The 17,534-nt window shown below is 63.0% G+C and carries 16 protein-coding genes and 1 tRNA gene; 5 read left to right on the top strand and 12 right to left on the bottom strand.

The annotated features are described in order from the left end of the window. Positions 1-59: 59 nt before the first annotated feature. The 6 genes from Q0K00_RS08335 to hisD all read right to left on the bottom strand — a co-directional run bounded on the left by Q0K00_RS08335 (position 60) and on the right by hisD (position 4,216). Positions 60-209 carry a hypothetical protein gene (locus Q0K00_RS08335; protein ID WP_297228506.1) on the bottom strand — a complete coding sequence of 50 codons (150 nt, stop codon included), beginning with the start codon at positions 207-209 and terminating at the stop codon, positions 60-62. A 284-nt stretch (positions 210-493) separates the two neighbouring features. Next, positions 494-585, bottom strand: a tRNA-Ser gene (locus Q0K00_RS08330). A gap of 172 nt (positions 586-757) precedes the next feature. Further along, the gene (locus tag Q0K00_RS08325) at positions 758-1,024 is read right to left on the bottom strand and encodes a hypothetical protein (protein ID WP_297228505.1); all 267 of its coding nucleotides are present in this window, start codon (positions 1,022-1,024) and stop codon (positions 758-760) included. Positions 1,025-1,148: 124 nt separating this feature from the next. After that, a complete protein-coding gene (locus Q0K00_RS08320) occupies positions 1,149-1,913 on the bottom strand; it encodes an enoyl-ACP reductase (RefSeq protein WP_297228504.1) in 765 nt (254 codons plus the stop codon). An 80-nt stretch (positions 1,914-1,993) separates the two neighbouring features. After that, the gene (locus Q0K00_RS08315; RefSeq protein ID WP_297228503.1) at positions 1,994-2,890 is read right to left on the bottom strand and encodes a phosphoribosylaminoimidazolesuccinocarboxamide synthase; all 897 of its coding nucleotides are present in this window, start codon (positions 2,888-2,890) and stop codon (positions 1,994-1,996) included. A gap of 9 nt (positions 2,891-2,899) precedes the next feature. Next, positions 2,900-4,216 (bottom strand): histidinol dehydrogenase, encoded by a 1,317-nt coding sequence (gene hisD, locus Q0K00_RS08310; protein ID WP_297228502.1) that lies wholly within the window; start codon positions 4,214-4,216, stop codon positions 2,900-2,902. A gap of 299 nt (positions 4,217-4,515) precedes the next feature. Here hisD and Q0K00_RS08305 point away from each other — a divergent pair, with 299 nt between their 5' ends. Further along, a complete protein-coding gene (locus Q0K00_RS08305) occupies positions 4,516-5,196 on the top strand; it encodes a nucleotide exchange factor GrpE (RefSeq protein WP_297228501.1) in 681 nt (226 codons plus the stop codon). Positions 5,197-5,404: 208 nt separating this feature from the next. On the opposite strand, the gene Q0K00_RS08300 is transcribed toward Q0K00_RS08305, so the two are convergent. From Q0K00_RS08300 to Q0K00_RS08280, 5 genes are read right to left on the bottom strand one after another with little or no spacing between them, the layout of a single operon-like run. Continuing rightward, positions 5,405-6,496 (bottom strand): HD domain-containing phosphohydrolase, encoded by a 1,092-nt coding sequence (locus Q0K00_RS08300; RefSeq protein WP_297228500.1) that lies wholly within the window; start codon positions 6,494-6,496, stop codon positions 5,405-5,407. A gap of 2 nt (positions 6,497-6,498) precedes the next feature. Beyond that, on the bottom strand, positions 6,499-7,149 hold the full coding sequence (locus Q0K00_RS08295) for a membrane integrity-associated transporter subunit PqiC (RefSeq protein ID WP_297228499.1): 651 nt from the start codon (positions 7,147-7,149) through the stop codon (positions 6,499-6,501). Continuing rightward, entirely contained in the window at positions 7,146-8,099 is a 954-nt protein-coding gene (locus tag Q0K00_RS08290; RefSeq protein ID WP_297228498.1) for an MlaD family protein, read from the bottom strand. Before Q0K00_RS08290 ends, Q0K00_RS08295 begins: the two co-directional genes overlap by 4 nt. Continuing rightward, positions 8,096-8,923 carry an ATP-binding cassette domain-containing protein gene (locus Q0K00_RS08285; RefSeq protein WP_297228497.1) on the bottom strand — a complete coding sequence of 276 codons (828 nt, stop codon included), beginning with the start codon at positions 8,921-8,923 and terminating at the stop codon, positions 8,096-8,098. The genes Q0K00_RS08290 and Q0K00_RS08285 overlap by 4 nt, the downstream gene beginning before the upstream one ends. Before the next feature lie 2 nt (positions 8,924-8,925). After that, the gene (locus Q0K00_RS08280) at positions 8,926-10,053 is read right to left on the bottom strand and encodes an ABC transporter permease (RefSeq protein ID WP_297228496.1); all 1,128 of its coding nucleotides are present in this window, start codon (positions 10,051-10,053) and stop codon (positions 8,926-8,928) included. A gap of 84 nt (positions 10,054-10,137) precedes the next feature. On the opposite strand from Q0K00_RS08280, the gene polA reads away from it, so the two are divergent. The 4 genes from polA (at position 10,138) to Q0K00_RS08260 (ending at position 16,960) form a co-directional block, all read left to right on the top strand. Continuing rightward, positions 10,138-12,849 (top strand): DNA polymerase I, encoded by a 2,712-nt coding sequence (gene polA / locus Q0K00_RS08275; RefSeq protein ID WP_297228495.1) that lies wholly within the window; start codon positions 10,138-10,140, stop codon positions 12,847-12,849. A gap of 262 nt (positions 12,850-13,111) precedes the next feature. Then, complete coding sequence (locus Q0K00_RS08270; RefSeq protein WP_297228494.1) at positions 13,112-14,422, top strand: radical SAM protein; 1,311 nt, start codon at positions 13,112-13,114, stop codon at positions 14,420-14,422. A 376-nt stretch (positions 14,423-14,798) separates the two neighbouring features. Beyond that, complete coding sequence (locus tag Q0K00_RS08265; RefSeq protein ID WP_297228493.1) at positions 14,799-15,515, top strand: hypothetical protein; 717 nt, start codon at positions 14,799-14,801, stop codon at positions 15,513-15,515. Beyond that, complete coding sequence (locus Q0K00_RS08260) at positions 15,512-16,960, top strand: N-6 DNA methylase (protein ID WP_297228492.1); 1,449 nt, start codon at positions 15,512-15,514, stop codon at positions 16,958-16,960. The genes Q0K00_RS08265 and Q0K00_RS08260 overlap by 4 nt, the downstream gene beginning before the upstream one ends. A 393-nt stretch (positions 16,961-17,353) precedes the next feature. On the opposite strand, the gene Q0K00_RS08255 is transcribed toward Q0K00_RS08260, so the two are convergent. After that, on the bottom strand, positions 17,354-17,534 hold a 181-nt coding region (locus Q0K00_RS08255), incomplete at its 5' end, for an alpha/beta hydrolase (protein WP_297228491.1).

Genomic DNA, 17,534 nt, shown 5'->3' with positions numbered 1-17,534 from the left:
CACCGTCATGAGGATATCTACAAACTCCTCCTCAAGATGCTCAGAGAGAATCCTCTCTGCTAGTCATGACCCAAAAAATTATATGCAATGGTGGCGACAAGCAAAAAAAGAAGGGACTTGGCCGAAAGAGAGAGCATTTTTATCAATAAGCCCATTGGCGTTCGCTTCACCTGTTTTTTCTCCGTCACGCAATGGATATCTGCTTCCATGCCTGAAATCTTATTGTGTTGCGGTCATCCTCTCTTCATCACTTTTGCTTTGACCGAGTGGAGCGCCGCTAGCGACGGGATCGGCGTATCCTGATATTTAGAGCTTTTTCAGTTTGAAGCGTCTAGGCTGCACGTTCACCCCTCCGCTCAGCGGGAAGGGCAGGGGGCCTGCCGAGGCTGCCGCCCCGGAGGCAAGCTTTCCCGGCCAGCGGCGAAGGAAGCCTACCCACTGACAGCCCAAAAAAGAAAAACCCGTTGATTTCTCAACGGGCTTACTTTCTTGCTGGCGGAGAGGGAGAGATTCGAACTCTCGGTACGCTTTTAACGTACACACGATTTCCAATCGTGCTCCTTCGACCAGCTCGGACACCTCTCCGCGCTCAAAGCTAGATTTATATATACCCCCTTTCCGGGGAAGGCAAGTAAAAAATGCACAAAACCAAAAATTTTTTTTGCGCCCGGCGTCTGGGCAGTCCGCCCGCCCAGTTACGGCAAAAACGGGCAGGGGGGAGCAAGCTCGGCTTTGCCGGACAGATCGCTCAGCCCCCTCAGGACTGTTGTCCCCTTCTGGCCCGACAGGCGGCCGTAGACGACTCTTCGGAAGTCTCGTGTCTCACCGGGTCCGACACTACCTGCTGACTGGCGGCCACAGGGGAGGGGGGCGCTGCCGTTTCCCCGGGAACAGACGGCGGCCCGCTCTCTTCTTCCTTTACGTCAAGACGGCGTGCCGCATATCGAAGATAGAGAAGGAATGCCAGCGCGGCACAGACGATGCCCACCAGATTGGCCACGCCAAGCAAAGAGAAATCGCTCATCGGATGTCCTCGTCTCAATGGGAAAAATGTATGCCATAAGCGGACAGGGCCGCATCATGCGGCCCTGTCTCGGAATCATGTCTCACGAAGACGCCGCGCAAAGGCGTCCGCATGGATGGAAAAACTAGATGCCCATCTGGCTGAAACCACTGTCGGCATAGATGACGCTGCCGGTCACGCCGTGTCCTAGATCCGAGGCCAGGAAGGTGGCAAGACCGCCCACATCATGCGTGGTGACGTTACGGCGCAGGGGCGAGCTTTCCTCCACGCGGGTAAAGATGTTCTTGAGGCCGGACACCGCGGAAGCGGCCAGCGTCTTGATGGGGCCCGCGCTGATGGCATTGACGCGCACACCCTTCTCCCCAAGCTCATAGGAAAGATAGCGCACGGAAGCCTCCAGTGCCGCCTTGGCCACACCCATGACATTGTAGCCGGGGATGACCTTGGTGGAACCATGATACGTCATGGTGATGACGGACGAACCCTCGTGCAGGAGCGGTTCAAAGGCGCGGCAGATGCCGGTCAGCGAGTAGGCGGAAATATCCAGCGCCAGATGGAAGCCCTCGCGGGTCGTATCCACAAAGCGCCCCGTGAGGTCTTCGCGATTGGCAAAGGCGATGGAATGGACAAGGATATCGACATCGCCCCATTTTTCCTTGACCAGATCGGCGGCGGCAGCGATCTGAGCGTCGTCGCTCACATCACACTGAAAGGTGAATTCGCCGCCCAGCTCTTCGCTGAGGGGTTCCACACGTTTCTTGATGGCATCCCCCACATAGTTGAAAGCGAGACGGGCTCCCTGCTCCTTGAAGCAGGAGGCGATGCCGTAGGCAATGCTCTTGTTGTTGGCCAGACCGAGAATGAGGGCTTTTTTGCCTTGCAGCAGCATGGTGATTCTCCTTGAGGCCGGAAATTCCGGCATGTCATTCGTTGGTTTGCCGGGACGCTCTCCCGGCCCCCCTGACCGCCCTAGATGCTGAAGGGCTTACCGGTCAGGATCTCATAAGCTTCCCGATAGCGGGCCGCCGTGTTGTCGATGATCTCCTGCGGCAGGGCAGGCGCAGGCGGCTGCATGTCCCACGGCTGCTGCTTGAGCCAGTCGCGCAGATACTGCTTGTCGAAACTGGGCTGTCCCTGACCGGGAACATACTTGTCCGCAGGCCAGAAACGGGAAGAATCCGGAGTCAGCACTTCGTCGATGATATGCAGCTTGCCGTTGATGAAGCCGAACTCGAACTTGGTGTCGGCCACGATGATCCCCTTGCCGGCCGCATAGGCCCGCCCGGCTTCGTAGATGCGCAGGGAGACGTTCTGCACCTGTTCGGCCACCTCGTCTCCGAGCAGGGCGGCGGCACGGGCCACGCTGATATTTTCGTCGTGTTCGCCCAGCTCCGCCTTGGTGGACGGCGTGAAGATGGCCGGTTCCAGTTTGTCGGACTCACGCAGACCGGCGGGCAGATCATAGCCGCACAGTTTGCCGGTCGCCTGATAGTCCTTCCAGCCGGAGCCGCTCAGATAACCGCGCACGATGCACTCCACCGGCAGGGGACGGGCCTTGCGCACGAGAACGGCGCGACCTTCCAGTTCGTCCACCCACGGGGCAAGGCTGGCGGGGAAACGGCTGACGTCGCTCTCCACCAGATGGTTGGGGATGATATCCTGGAACTTGTCCATCCAGAACAGGGTGATCTGATTGAGGATGACCCCCTTGTACGGAATGGGCTCGCCCATGATGACGTCATAGGCCGACATGCGGTCAGTGGTCACGATGAGCAGGGTCTCGTCATCCACTTCATAGATATCGCGAACCTTGCCGCGCGAGCGCAGGGGACAGGCAGTGATCTGGGTCTGGGTAACAATGCGCATGACAGCTCCTTAGGCGCGCGGCGATTTCTGGCCGCGAATTTCGGCGGAACGGGCGTGGGCCTCCAGACCCTCCATGCGGGCAAGGGCGGCAATGGCCTCCCGGCTGTTCTGGAGGAAGGCGGCAGAGGTAGCCACGATGCTGGTTTTCTTGCAGAAGGTCTGGACGGAAAGGGCAGAGGAGAAACGCGCCGTGCCCAGCGTGGGCAGCACATGATTGGGCCCGGCAAAGTAGTCTCCCACCGGCTCAGGACAATGATGCCCCATGAAGACGGCGCCGGCGTGCCGTATGCCCGGCAGCAGCGCCCAGGGATCGCGCACGCACAGTTCCAGATGTTCCGGAGCGATCATATTGGCTACGGCCACGGCCACGTCCATGTTCGGTACCGTTATGACGGCGCCCCAGTCAAGCAGAGATTTGGCCGCCGTCTGAGCCTTGGGCAGGGAGGCGCACTGATTGTCCAGCTCCTCGCGGATGCGCTCGCCCAGCTGAGCGTCCGTGGTGAGACAGAGCGCGGCGGCCAGCGGATCGTGCTCGGCCTGGGAAAGCATGTCCGCCGCCACCCAGTCCGGACGGGCGGTACCGTCCGCCAGGATGAGCACCTCGCTCGGCCCGGCGATCATGTCGATGCCCACAACGCCCTGCAGAAGACGCTTGGCCGTGGCCACATAGATATTGCCCGGTCCGGCGATGACATCCACGGCGGGCAGACTCGGCGTACCGTAGGCCAGGGCGGCAACGGACCATGCGCCGCCCACGCGGTAGACCTCATCTATGTCCAGCAGATGCGCCGCAGCCAGGATAGCGGGAGAAATGCTGCCGTCGGCGCGCGGCGGCGTACAGACGGCGATGCGCCGCACTCCGGCGACCTGTGCGGGGATAGCGTTCATGAGCAGGCTGGAAATGAGCGGCGTGCTCCCCCCCTGCCCGCCGGGCACATAGAGCCCCACGCTGTCCACCGGCAGGACGCGCTGGCCGAGGATGCTGCCGTCCGGCAGGGTCTCGAACCACGATTTCTCCCGCTGCGCCTCGTGAAAGCGACGAATGTTGCGGGCGGCATCCCCGATATGTTCGCGCTGCTCAGGCGAGACGGAAGCCGCGCTGCGGGCGATGTCCATCTCGGACAGGCGCAGGGGCGGTTCAAAGGCGGCACAGTCAAAACGGCGGGTATATTCCAGCAGGGCCTCGTCCCCGCGGGCACGGACATCATCAAGGATGGCCCGTACGGCGCTCTCCACGTTGTCGCCGGGATTGCGTCGCTCTTCGAGCCATTTTGCGGCCTTGGGCCAGTCGTGCGCGGTCTGGAGGGAAATGCTGCGGCATGTCATAAGCTTCCTCCCATTGAAAAGCAGCCCAGCATAGCCGAGGTTTTGCGGAATGTCGAGGCGGGAAAAGTGCCTTCCGCCCTTGACAGCGGCACGGGCTGAACTTACCCCTTAAGGTCAGAACCACGCACCATGCCGCCCGTGGAAAACGACTTTTTTCGCCCGGGAAACGCGAAAAGACGCATGGAGCTGCTCGTTGCGGCCGAAGCGATCTTTCGCCGGCGACGCCGCGAAAATGGACGGCATTGCCGCGGACAGGACAGCACGTCCCGGTTTTGGACAAGGTGACAGAATCATTTGCCATGCTTTCGCTGCCCCTGCGCGTCACGGTGGTGCGGGCTGGTTTCGGGAGGATATGTATGCACCATCATAAAGTTCATGATACCTACAAGAAAGCGGCGGAAGCGGCGGAAATGGAAGCCGCGGCGGCTGCGGCGGCCGAGGCTGCCGCCGAAAACGCCGAGGCCGATGCCGCGGCGGCTGCGGAGGATGGCGTGCAGGCCGCGCCGGAAGATCTGGCCCGCGCCTGTCGCGAACAGATCTGCCCCCTCTGCGAAGAAAAGAAGGTGGCGGACGATACGCGTCTGCGTATGGCTGCCGAAATGGAGAATTTCAAGAAGCGCCTTGCGCGTGAGCATGAAGAGCAGATGCGCTACGCGGCGGAAAAGATCCTGCGCGACATGCTGCCCGGACTGGACAATCTGGAACTTGCCTTACAGTACGGCAGCCGGGATGCCGCCTGTCAGGACATGCTGACGGGCGTGGCCATGACCCATAAACTCATGCTGGAGGCCATGGCCCGTCACGGCCTTGTGCCGGTGGGGGAAGAAGGCGAGGACTTCACGCCGGAACGCCATGAGGCTGTCGGCTTTGACGATTGCCCCACCGTCGGCCCCGGCTGCGTCTCGCGCGTGCTGCAGCGCGGATACAAGCTGGGTGACCGCCTGCTGCGCCCGGCCAAGGTCATGATCAACCAAGGCTAGATACTTTGCCTTTGAAAAAGGCAAAATACAAGGCGGCGGGACGGGGGTGACTCGTGTCCCTGCCGCTTCCCCCCGGTAAAAGCGCGCTGGGGAAGGGAAGCGGCCGCCATAGCATCACGACCATATCAGACCGGCGCAGCCAGCCGCCCTGCGGGGCAGCCGGCTGCGCCGGTCTTGCTCTTGGACGCAAGTTTTCCGTTCCGTGCGCTCAGTTGCCGGAACTCTGGTCGAACAGGCTGGCAAAGGTGTCCTGAACGTCAAGAAAGGCATCGACCACGCGCGGGTCAAACGCCGTCCCCCGTCCCTCACAGATACATTTCACCGCAACGTCATGCGGATAGGCATCCTTGTAGACACGTCGGCTACGCAGGGCATCATAGACATCCACCACGCTGACGACACGAGCGCAAAGAGGGATCTCTTCTTCCCGAAGTCCGGCAGGGTAGCCCTTGCCGTCCCATCGCTCATGGTGATTGAGGGCGATCTCTCTGGCGTAGTGCAAAAAGCAACGCTTCCCCAGTTCCTTGTCCAGCTCATGCCCGGCTTCTTCCAGGATCTCATACCCCAGCGTGGTATGCCGCTTCATGATATCAAACTCTTCCGGGCTCAATCTGTCGGGCTTGTGCAGGATATTGTCGGGGATGGCCACCTTGCCCACGTCATGCAGTGGCGTGGAAAGGATGATCCACTCGATATCGCTGGATGAAAGATTTTCCGGCGCATCGGCACGCTCCATGAGCCGCCGCAGCAAGACTTCCACCAACCGACTGGTCCGCTGGATATGGGCTCCGGTCTCGGGATCGCGCCATTCGGCCAGCATGGCCATAGCGTGGATGGTGGCCTTCTGGGTCTGCAAAAGTTCGCTGGTGCGCTGGGCCACCAGCTCGCTGAGATGGTCGCGATGCCGCTTGAGCTCCAGATGCAGCTCCACACGCTGATGCACCAGCGAGGCCCGGAAGGGTTTACGGATGAAATCCTGCGCCCCGAGGGAAAAACCGGTGGACTCGTCCGAATCGTCATTCTCGGCCGTGACGATGATGACGGGGATATCCTGTGTCCGCGGATTCTCCTTGAGCCGCCGACAGACTTCATAACCGTTCATGCCCGGCATGACCACGTCCAGCAGGATGATGTCCGGTTGCGGATCGGCAGCGGCAAGACGCAGGGCATCCTGGCCATTCTTGGCAAACATGATGCGGTGGTCCATGCGCAGAACCTCACTCAACATGCGGAGGTTTTCCGGCGCGTCATCCACCAGCAGCACGGTACTGCGCAGGACGGGCTGTGCGGCGTTGCGCATGGTTAGCTGCTTTGCCGTCGGCCGTTCAACGCCCGGACGATCTCCGGCGCGAGGGTCCGGCCCAGACGCTGCACGAGCAGGCTCTGCGTCCTGACAAGGTTGGATGTGGCCGCCGTGCCGGGCTGTGCCGCCGGGCAGTCGGCACTGTCGGCAAAGCTGCCGCGGGCCATGACCTTGTCGTTGCTGTCCAGAAGGGACCAGCGGGCCTCCAGACGCACGGTCTCGCCGGGAGCGCCGTCAAGACGCAGGACATCCACCAGCAGAGCGGCCTTCCAGCCCGCATCATCCGTAGTCTGGACAGCGATATCGCCGGCCAGCAGCGGCGGGCTCAGCACTTCGCGCAGGACGCGGCGGATCCCCTGATCGAGGGGCTCGGCCCAGATGTCGAAATTATTGACGTTCAGCAGCGGATCGCCTTCGCTGCGGCTGACCACGCCCTGCCGGTCAAGATAACCGGGGATGCCCACATGCGCGATGCGCAGACTGGTGGAAGGCAGCGCAGCGGCGGCAAAAGGCTTTTCGCCGCTTTCCAGCAGATAATAGTAGGTGGGAGCGCTCTTGCCGCAGGCGGTCAGCAGACATGCCAGCAGACAGAGCGTCACAGCCGGGAAAATACGCCGGGCGCAGCGCGTCCCGCAGGGAAAATGCCTCATCGTTGACCTCCGGAACGTCCTCGCAGGAGGGATTCGGGATTGCGTTCAAGGGTATCGGCCAGCGCCCGCAGGGAGCGCATGGCAGCCGTGGCTTCGCGCAGCAGGCGGCGCAGCTCGTTGACAGCGGGGGAGTCGCGTCCCACAAGGGCCTGCGTGGAATGGGCCACGGCGGTAAAGCCGTCCATGGCCTGCGTGAGCGCTTCCAGAGCCCGGGGAAGCTCCGTCGAGGCCACGGCGCTGGCCTGCGAAAGGTTGTTCATGGTCTGATTGACAAGACGCTGCGTCTCCCGACTGGCCACAAGGAGCTTGTTCGCTTCTTCAAAGGTATTGGCGAACTGGGTGATCCCCCGATCGATATCCGGGGAAGCCAGGATGTCGGAAAGGCGCTGCAAGGTGCCCTGAAAGGAGGTGGCCAGTTCCTTGAGGGGCAGAGCGGAGAGATTGCGTTGCAGCTGATCGATGGGAGACGGCAGGGTCGGGATCTCCGTCGCGGGATCGACAGAGCGGAAGCGGGCCAGCGAATCAGGGTAGAAATCCAGCTCGATGCGGTACTGTCCCGTGATGAGGCTCTGCAACTGGAGGCGGGCCCGCAAGCCGCGCTGGACGAGCTGGGCCAGCATCTTGATGCGCTCCTCTTCGGGGAGCTTCCCCCCGGAACGGGCATCATTGATGGCCCCTTCATTGATGCGGATGCCTACGGGGATGCTGACGCTGCCGTCGCGCGGATTGGCTTGCAGCTGGATGTTGGTCACGGCGCCCAGCGGCACGCCGCGAAAAACGACCGGCGCTCCGACAGAAAGACCGCTGACCGAACCGTCAAAAATGAGCGTGTATTCCAGATCGTCGGCAAAGAGATTGCCGCCGCCCAGCAGGCCGATGCCAAGGACAAGAAGCAGCAGGCCGACAATGACAAAGCTGCCGACAGCCACAGAAGAGCGTGTTTGACTCATGCGTCGTTCCTTGCCGCTCCCGGACCGGAGGCGGCGGAAGTCCCCGACGCTCCGCGGGTAAGGAAGCGCCGGGCCTGTTCTTCGGTATGAGGATCATTGACAAGCAGGGAAGGATTGCCCGCCGCAGTGACCCGCCGGGTCTGAGCATCCAGAAAAATGCTGTTGCTGGCCACGGTGAAGATGCTGGCCAGCTCATGCGAGACGATGACGAAGGTCGTGCCCAGCGTGTCCCGCAATTCAAGGATGAGATCGTCAAGCAGCCGGGAACTCACCGGATCGAGTCCGGCCGAGGGCTCGTCCAGAAAGAGGATCTCCGGGTCAAGCGCCAGCGCCCGGGCCAGACCGGCCCGTTTGCGCATACCACCGCTTATCTCGGAGGGATAGTAGTCCTCGAAGCCCGCCAGCCCGGCCAGCGCCAGCTTGAGCGAGGCCTGTTCCCGGATCTCCGCCTGCGAAAGCCCGGTGTACTGCTGCAGGGGCAGCCCCACATTCTCGGCCAGGGTCATGGAGCTCCAGAGCGCTCCCCCCTGGAAAAGGACGCCGGTACGCTGCATGAGCTGCCGCCGTTCGCGCGGCGTGCAGGCCCAGAAGTCCGTCTCGCCGTAAAAGACCTGCCCCGCCTGCGGCTCCTTGAGGCCCATGAGCACACGCAGCAGCGTACTCTTGCCGCAGCCGGAGCCGCCCATGATGAGAAAGACATCATCCCGCGCCACGTCGAAGCTGACATCCCGCATGAGCACATAGGAGCCGTAACCGACAGTCAGGTTACGGACGCTGATGCGCGGGGACGACGCGGCGGGGGGAGCGGGAGCAAGAACGTCCATGCCTAGACCTTCAGCACGTTGCACAACACGGTGATGATGGCCGTGGCCACGATGATGCCGACGATGCCGTGCACCACGGCAGTCGTGGTGGCCTTGCCCACGGCCTGCGCGCTGCGGCCGCAGCGGATGCCCTGATAACAGCCGGAAAGAGCGATGATGACGCCGAACACCACGGCATAACTCAGGCCGATGATGCCATGCGAGAAGGAAACCATGCGCACGGTGGCGTTGAGGTATTCCAGCGCGCTGAGATCCAGCATGGCGACCCCTACAAAAAAACCGCCCAGGATGCCCATGAGATCGGCATATACGGTCAGCAGGGGCACCATGAGCGTCAAGGCCAGCATTCGCGGCAACACCAGAAAGTCTATGGGCGAGATGCCGAGAGTGGAAAGGGCGTCCACCTCCTCATTGACCTGCATGGTGCCGATGAGCGCCGCAAAGGAAGCCCCCACCCGGCCGGACATGACCACACCGACCATGACGGCGCCCATCACCCGCAGCATACCGATGCCCACCAGCCCGGCCACATAGATCTGCGCACCGAACTGCGTGAGCTGCACCGCGCCCACAAAGGCCAGGATGAGCCCGAAAAGCAGGCTGGTGAGGGATATGATGGGCAGGGAAAGCACGCCGCACTCATACATGGCCGTCAACAGATCCTGACGCCGCATCTGGGAACGCCCTGTCAGAAAGCGCAGCAGGGCCAGCGTGACATCCCCCACGAAGGCGGCAAATTCTCCCAGCTTGCCGGGCAGGGCAAGAACGGCCGTCCCCAGATCGGCCACGATCCCCTGCTGTCGTACCGTACGGGAAGCGCCCTGCTTGGCGGGAACGGCAAAAGCAAGCTGCACGAGACGTTCCAGCCCGTGCGGCAGTTCCCGCCGGATATCCAGATCGCGTTCCTGAGCCGCGCGGACGAGCTGCATGAGGAATACCAGCAGGCTGGAGTCCCAGGCCGCCAGCGCTTCGCAGCGCAAGAGCAGTCCCCGAGCGCCGCCGGTGCGCACGGCGGCAAGGGCCTCCCGTGCCTGCGAGGGCAGAGGCGTCCCCATCTTCCAGCTGCCGCCGATGCTGACGGTGAGCAGATCTCCCCTGTGGAGAATGCTGACTTGCGGACTTGTTTCCATCCTTTTATCATACGCCTTGGCGGCACCGGCTGCAAGCGGCAAGACGCCGCTCCTTTTCGCGCACCCATAACCCAGTTTGAAGCCATGTCTCTGAAAGATCGCCTTGGCCTTGCCACGCCCCCCCTGTTCCTGATGGATGGTTCCGCCTTCATCTATCGCGGCTTTTTTGCCAACCGCAACATGCAACGCTCAGACGGCTTCCCCACCAATGCGCTGGTGGTGGTGAGCCGTGTGCTGCTGCGCATCCTCAGGGAGGAAGCGCCGGAACATTTCGTCTTTGTCCAGGATGGCCGGGGCAAGAACTTCCGGCATGATATTTTCCCGCTGTACAAGGCCAATCGGGAGGCGACGCCGGAGGATCTCGTCCGGCAGATGGATCCCATCCAGCGCATGGTGCGCGCGCTGGGGTTGCGACTCCTTGTTTCCCAAGGCTGTGAGGCCGACGACTGCATAGCCTCGCTTGCGGAACGGTTCTCTTCGCGGTGTCCGGTGGTCATCGTGAGCGGCGACAAGGATCTCAAGCAATGTCTCGGCCCCAATGTCTTCATGTGGGACCCCGGCTCTCGCGAGGAAAAACTCGTGACCGCCGAGGATTTCGTGCGGGAGACCGGCGTGCAGCCGAAACAATGGGCCGACGTGCAGGCCCTCATAGGCGATACCAGCGACAACATCCCCGGCGTGCCGGGCATCGGTCCCAAGAAGGCGCAGCAGATATTTGAAAATTGCGCTTCGCTGGAAGAGATACGCGACCATTTCGAACGGATCCCGGCCAAGCTTCAGGAAAAGCTGCGCGACCATCTGGAAAACATGTTCACCTGGCGCGAGCTGACGACCCTGCGCCGGGACTTCTGCACGGACATCACGCTGGAAGATATGGCCGTCCAGCCGCCCGACGCCGAAGCCTGCGCCGCCCTGTCCGCCGAATTCGAACTGCTTGCCCTGCGCCGGGAAATGGACGCCCTGTTGCGCGGAAGCAGGACAAAGGCCGTTTCTCCCGCTCCGGCGGACACGGTGCGGGCCGCCCGCTCGGGAGAAGACGATCCCGCAACGGATGACGCCTCTCCCGCCCTCACGAAGGGGGCGCAACAGTTGAGCCTGCTGGATATGGCTGTTCAGGTCCCGGAAAAACTGCCGCCCCTGTTCCGCACGCCGAACAAGCTCCCGGACCCCAGAGGGGCGCGACTGGCCGTCATCTGGGCCCAGGGCGAGGATGCGCCGCCCCATCTGGCTGTGGCGTCAGCCGACGATCCGGACGATATGCCGCCCTGGACGGGACGCTGGGCGGGGGATCCGGATGTGCTGGCCGATTATCTGGAGCAGGCCGCGCTGGTGGTGAGCGAGGACGCCAAACGGCTCTGGCGGCGGGGCCTGTTGCGGGAAGGGAACAAACAACGGATCATGGATCTGGGCATTGCCGCCTATCTGCTCAATCCGGAAGAGAACGACTACGGCTGGCCCCGGCTGGCCGTACGCTGGAGCGCGGGACTGCCGCGACGGGACAGCGCCGCCGCTCTGGCGCTGGACATGGCGCGCCTGCTGGAAAACCGTCTGCTGCGGGACGGTCTGCTGGCCCTGTACGAAAATCTGGAAATACCGCTCGCGCCGGTGCTGGCCCACATGGAAGCCGTGGGCATCGCCATCGACGATCGCGCCTTCGGCCGCTTTCTTGCCGACGTGCAGAAGGAGCTGGACGAGCTGACCGGCGCGGTCTATGCCGCTGCCGGCAGGACATTCAATATCCGTTCCGCTCAACAACTCGGTGAGGTGCTGTACGGGGAAATGGGCCTGCCCGCACCGCGCAAGACCCGCGGCGGTCAGGCGTCCACCAGTCAGGAGACGCTGGAGCGGCTGGCGGGGCGTCATCCCGTGGTGGAGAGCATCCTGCATTTCCGCAAGCTGGAAAAGATGCGCTCCACCTATCTGGATCCCCTGCCGCGACTGGTGGACGACAGCGGACGACTGCATACGACATTCAACCAAAAGGCCACGGCCACCGGGCGTCTGTCGTCAAGCAACCCCAATCTGCAGAATATCCCGGTACGTGGTCCGCTGGGCAAACGTATGCGCACCTGCTTCGTGGCAGGAGAAGGGCGTCTCCTGGTCTCGGCGGACTACTCTCAGGTGGAGTTGCGCGTGCTGGCCCACATGTCGCAGGATGCCGCCCTGCTGGACGCCTTCCGACGCGGCGAGGACATCCATGCCCGCACGGCGGCGCTGATCTACGACTGTTCGCAGGAAGCCGTCACGCCCGACCAGCGTCGCAACGCCAAGACCATCAATTTCGGGCTCATCTACGGCATGGGCGCGCAAAAACTGGCGCAGGAACTCAAGATCACGACCAATGAAGCCAAGGAGTTCATTGCCCGCTATTTCGAACGGCTCACCGGTCTGAAAGCCTTTTATGACGAGGTGGAAGCTACGGCGCGACGGCAGGGCTTCGTCACGACGCTGGGCGGGCGACGGCGTCTGCTGCCGGACATCCATTCCGCCAACGGTCAGGCCTCGGCGCTGGCGCGGCGGCAGGCCATCAATACGGTCATCCAGGGATCGGCCGCGGACATCATCAAGCTGGCCATGCTGGCCGTCGATGCCGATGCCGACCTGAGACGTATGCAGGCGCGGCTGCTGCTGCAGGTGCACGACGAATTGCTGCTCGAAGTGCCTCAGGCTGCGGCACAGGAGGCGGCACAGCGCGTGACCGAGCTCATGTCCGGCGTGACGCCTGGCGGCAGCTCCCTTTCCGTGCCGCTGCTGGTGGACGCCGGGACCGGACCGGACTGGGGCGCGGCGCATTGACGCGGCCTCGTGCAAACGCGGACGGAGGGGCCGCAGCCCGTCCGCTGCGGCATCGCCTCTCAAGATTTGACGCCCCCATCCGATACGGGATCATGGCGTCTGCGGAAAACATCCCTGCCGACAGGGACAGCCGCGCCGTCCGGGAGAACAAACAGGCGGACCAGCACGGGGGAGGGATCTCTTCCCGAACAGGGCAGCAGGGGGAAGCGGGATGTATGCCGTCATAAGGGATGTCTACAAATTTCGACGCATTCTCGGAGACATGACAGGGCTGTGCAATCTGCGCTGCCGCTTTTGTTCCACCGATTTCCGGCAGGCGGGACGGTCCGTCCTGCCCCTGCCCGTGGCCCGCAGCCTGCGGCGGCTCCTGGATCTGGTGCCGGAGGAGTGCTTCTATCTCTCCTTTTTCTTTGAACCGACGCTGCACCCGCATTTTTCGGAGATCCTTGCCTCGCTGGGCAGCGAAGGGCGCGAAAAGGCCATTTTTTCCACCAATATGGCCTGCGACATGGACGATGACGCCATCCAGGCTCTGGCCGCCGCGCCGGTAAAACGCATCATCATTTCCCTGCACACCCTGCGGCCGGACGTGTATACCTCCCTATGCAGCGGCTGCCGGGTGGAGCGGCTGCTCGGCAATCTGCTGCGGCTCGGTGAAGCCTGCCGCCTGCGCGAGGAAAACGGCGACCACGCGCCCACTCTGCACTTTCTGACGGTGGTCCTGCGGGACAATTACGAAGAGATCCCCTCTCTGGTGCAGCTGGCGGGAGAGCGTTTCCATGCCGCAGCCCACGAATTGCGCACGCCGGTGTACGGTGATCATGTGGGTCTGCCGTTTACCGCGCAACAGCTGCTCGGCCGCCGGGAACTGGAAAACCTGCTGCCGCGTCTTTCCGCGCCGCACAAGAACATCATCTATGAATTCACGCTCTGGCAGGAGCTCTTTGCCCAGCGGCGCGCCGCCGGGGATGTGCCGCCGGATATGCGCAGTCTGGACTGTCCCGGCCCGGTGGCCGTGGGCAAGGTGCTGCCGCAGCGCTACTGGGATGTCCGCATCGATGCCGACGGCAGCGCCTATTTTTACGGGCTTGAAGAGCAGTGCGATCTGGCGGAGCCGGCACGGGCCGATACGTCCGGCGAACGGGTACGGGCCTGCTTCACCGAACGGCTGGAACGCCTTGCCGCGGCGCTGCCGGATCGCTTTGCCTGTTCCCCGCGGCAGATGCAGCTGGCACGGGACGTACAGCATCTGCTGTCCGGCCCGGAATGCGGCACGGCCCGTCTGCGTCAGGTCCGCCTTGGCACGCAGGCCTGCCGCGTACGGGGGCTGCTGGAGCTGCCCCATGCGCTGGAACCGGGGGACGAGATCGTCCTGCAATGGGGGAACATGACCGTACGTGCCCAACGCCATCCCCTTTCCCTTGCGGCGGAAGAGAGCGGTTCCCGCTGGGCGCTGGAAGCGGCCTTCCCTCCGCAGGAGCGCGATACCCTGCCCGTGGATGGCTATCTGTTGCTGTTCCGGGACGAACGCGTCCTCATCCGTCTGCCCTTGCTGCCTGACGGCGAAGAATGATGCCGGATGGCCGTACCGCCACGGCGGAGCCACGATCTCTTTGCTGAACGGCCCCGCTCCGTACGGCCTCTTTTGCTTTGCGCCAACCTTCCCGAACAGTCCGCGGAGGGAAGATCATTTGCCGCTGTCGCCTCATGCGGCAGGAGCCGCCAAGGCTGTCCGCTTGCTTCCGATATGAGCATTTTCAGTTTGAAACGCTTCGCGTTCCAAACCATACGGCCTGTCGTTTCGCGGAAAAAACGCGGTCATTCCGCTCACTTTTGGCCGGGCGGCGCTGTGCCGCCGCCTCGCGTTTTGCCTTTTTCAAAGACAAAACGCTCATACGCATCATTACAGGCCTTGTAGTTCTTCTTGTACTTCTTTTTTGGAGGCAAGTATGCGATGTCCCCTGTCCTCTCTGGCCAGCGTACGTCTCGGCTATCCCTTCCGGACCCGCGTGGTGCCGGATCAGCAGGGAGAAACGGCGCTGGTGCAGCTTTCCGACTTGAACGGCGGCGTTCTAGATGCGTCGTCGCTCGTGCGTGTGCATCTGGAAAAGATCCGGGAGCATTTTTCACTGCGGCCGGGGGATATCTTGCTTCGGGCCCGCAGTCAGGTAAATGATGCGACCTATGTGGCCGATCTGGCGATACGTCCGGGCGTCGTGCGCGTCGTGGCCGCCGCGCCCATCGTCGTGGTGCGCCTCCGCCCCCCGAAAGACAAGGACAACGGGCTGTCGGGAGACGTGGCCGGACTCGATGCCCGCTATCTGCACTGGCTGCTGAATCATCCGCAGACGCAGGCCGTCCTGCGGGCGCAGAGCACGGGCCATAATGCGGAGATCCTGCGCAAGAGCGATCTGGAAGGCCTCCTGGTGCCGGTGCCCCCGCCAGCAGTCCGGCAGCTGATCGTCGAAGCCGCCGGACTGCTGGAGAGGGAACGCCAGCTGCGCCGTCAACTGCTGGAAGAGCGCTATGCCATGATCCAGCACCGTCTGCTGCAACATGCCGAGACGGAAGAGACCGTACGGGAGGACGGCGGCACGTCCCTCAGGACGCCGCGCGCCGCGGAAGTGAGTGAAGGGCAGACATGGGCGCGTCTGGAGGGCATATGAGGGAAAGGCCACCGCATACGGCATGGACGGAGGGAGATCTCGAAAACGACCGGCACTGCCTTGAACTGGGTTGCCGCAAGCTGGAAGCCTGGTTTGCGGGCACGCCCCCGTCCGTCCCTGACGACCCGGATCGCCATACGGTGGAGGCGGAAACGGCGCTCGCCTTCTTTGCCCTCTCCCAATCATGTCCGCCAGGTTTCTTTGCGCAGCAGCTCCACCTGCTCCAACAAGGGCTCCCCAGCGCGCCCATACGCCGGGCCGGGGCGGATCCGACGGCTCCCTGGCAGGAGAGCGAATGGCCGCAACTGGCTGCCGTAGTGCGGACGGCTCTGGGCCGGGCAGGCGTCGAGCTGTTCACTCCCCGACATCTGCGCGATGCCGAGGCGCTTGCTGCCTGCCTCACCGCCTTTCAGGACATGCCGCTTCTGGACAGGGACAGAGCAGCCCGTTTGCTGCTGGACAAGCTCAACGACTATGCCGCCGCCCGAGGCAAGGAACTTGTCAACGGCATCGTGCCGTCGTGGCTGGCCCGACTCATGACCGGAATGGCCTGCCCGGAAAGCGGGGAACGGGTGCGGGATCTGGCCTCCGGTGCGGCCAGTCTGCTGGCCGAGGCGGCCCTTGGACGAGGACTGGCCGAGCGTGCCTACTTCGTGGCGGACGGCGTATGCCCTCCGCTGGGCGTGCTCCTGCCGCACCTCTGCGGCGTGCCTGTCGTTCTCGAAAATCTCCCCAAAGGACAAGCAGCTCCCGGCCAGGGGGCGACCGATCCCTCCAGCGCCTTTCTCGTGACGAACGAAGGCACAAGCCATCTGACACTCAGTGCCGCGCCGGCCTTCGCGCCGATGGAGCAGGGGACGGAAGAACTGTTCTGGATCTGCCGTCATGTCAGCGAAGCGCTCCCCGCCTGCGGCAGAAGCGTGCTGCTGACGCGGCTGGGGCCGTTGTTCCGCGAAGAAACGGAAGCGCATATGCGCGCGCAGCTGGTACGCCGGAATCTGCTGGATGCCGTCATCCAACTTCCCAGCAATCTGGTCCCGCGAAACAATGGCGCACACGCGATCCTGCTCTTTGACCGCCGCCGGGAGCAGGGCGGTCCGCAGGCCGGACGGGACAGCGTGTTCATGGCCGACCTGTCCTCATGGGGACGGCGCAGCCGCACGCTCGGGTATTTTGAGGAGGCCCACATCCAAAAGACGCTGGAACTGCTGCGGGAACGACGAGAAAAAACGGGCGTCAGCCGCTGTGTTCCCTGCGCGGACATCCTGGCGCAAAACGTCTGGCTGCCATCGCGCTTCCTTCTCTCAGCCGACGGGATGACCGGCCTGCCGGACGAACGACCCGCCCGCATCGCCGCGCTGGACAAGGAGCTGCAGGAAACGCAAGCGCAGCTGGATGCGGTGCTGGCCCGCCTGGGCACGCTTTGTCCGTCGCAGCCGGCGTGACCGGTGGGAGACAGCAACAGACGGGGCAAAGGATGGATACGCGGCGCGGTTGCCGCTGCAAACCGGAGCAACATCCGCGCGCGCATCCTCCCTGCAGCCGCGACCCAGGGCCTGTTAACACTATTTACTGCTTGTTGGGGAAAGAGTCAGGGATTCAAGGTAAGCCCGCTCCCAAGAGTAAGCGTAACGTGTACAGCTTACCCATCTTATCTCCTGAAATTGTCAGTAAAAATTTTGTTGACAGGCCCTGGAGCATCTTCCGTTTGAAACGCTTCGCGTCCCAAACCGTACGGCTTACCGTTTCGCGGAAAAAGCGCGTTCATCCCGCCTGGTTTGGGCCGGGCGGCGCTGTGCCGCCGCCTCGCGTTTTGCCCTTTTCAAAGGTAAAACGCTCTATCCCCGCAGATACTGTCCGAAAAAGTCGGTCAGCTTCCGTACGACGGGCTGGACGAATTCCGGCTTGTCGTACAGATCCACATGGCTTGCCCCGGGGATACTGTAGAGCTCCTTCGGTTCCCGCGCCGCGGCATAGGCCGCCGCCCGGAAATAGAGGGTACCGGCCTCGCCGCCGACA

This window comes from uncultured Desulfovibrio sp. (assembly GCF_944327235.1).
Taxonomy (GTDB): Bacteria; Desulfobacterota; Desulfovibrionia; order Desulfovibrionales; family Desulfovibrionaceae; genus Desulfovibrio.
The sequence above is the reverse complement of the archived record's forward strand: the minus strand, read 5'-3'. Positions and strand labels throughout refer to the sequence as shown.

Excerpts from the sequence above, each read along its gene's own strand:
- Q0K00_RS08325 (WP_297228505.1), bottom strand. The coding sequence starts at position 1,024 with ATGAGCGATTTCTCTTTGCTTGGCGTGGCCAATCTGGTGGGCATCGTC.
- Q0K00_RS08300 (WP_297228500.1), bottom strand. The coding sequence starts at position 6,496 with ATGCGCAACGCCGCACAGCCCGTCCTGCGCAGTACCGTGCTGCTGGTG.
- Q0K00_RS08320 (WP_297228504.1), bottom strand. The coding sequence starts at position 1,913 with ATGCTGCTGCAAGGCAAAAAAGCCCTCATTCTCGGTCTGGCCAACAAC.
- Q0K00_RS08315 (WP_297228503.1), bottom strand. The coding sequence starts at position 2,890 with ATGCGCATTGTTACCCAGACCCAGATCACTGCCTGTCCCCTGCGCTCG.
- Q0K00_RS08260 (WP_297228492.1), top strand. The coding sequence starts at position 15,512 with ATGAGGGAAAGGCCACCGCATACGGCATGGACGGAGGGAGATCTCGAA.
- Q0K00_RS08295 (WP_297228499.1), bottom strand. The coding sequence starts at position 7,149 with ATGAGGCATTTTCCCTGCGGGACGCGCTGCGCCCGGCGTATTTTCCCG.
- Q0K00_RS08265 (WP_297228493.1), top strand. The coding sequence starts at position 14,799 with ATGCGATGTCCCCTGTCCTCTCTGGCCAGCGTACGTCTCGGCTATCCC.
- hisD (WP_297228502.1), bottom strand. The coding sequence starts at position 4,216 with ATGACATGCCGCAGCATTTCCCTCCAGACCGCGCACGACTGGCCCAAG.
- Q0K00_RS08270 (WP_297228494.1), top strand. The coding sequence starts at position 13,112 with ATGACAGGGCTGTGCAATCTGCGCTGCCGCTTTTGTTCCACCGATTTC.
- polA (WP_297228495.1), top strand. The coding sequence starts at position 10,138 with ATGTCTCTGAAAGATCGCCTTGGCCTTGCCACGCCCCCCCTGTTCCTG.
- Q0K00_RS08290 (WP_297228498.1), bottom strand. The coding sequence starts at position 8,099 with ATGAGTCAAACACGCTCTTCTGTGGCTGTCGGCAGCTTTGTCATTGTC.
- Q0K00_RS08280 (WP_297228496.1), bottom strand. The coding sequence starts at position 10,053 with ATGGAAACAAGTCCGCAAGTCAGCATTCTCCACAGGGGAGATCTGCTC.
- Q0K00_RS08305 (WP_297228501.1), top strand. The coding sequence starts at position 4,516 with ATGCTTTCGCTGCCCCTGCGCGTCACGGTGGTGCGGGCTGGTTTCGGG.
- Q0K00_RS08285 (WP_297228497.1), bottom strand. The coding sequence starts at position 8,923 with ATGGACGTTCTTGCTCCCGCTCCCCCCGCCGCGTCGTCCCCGCGCATC.
- Q0K00_RS08335 (WP_297228506.1), bottom strand. The coding sequence starts at position 209 with ATGGAAGCAGATATCCATTGCGTGACGGAGAAAAAACAGGTGAAGCGA.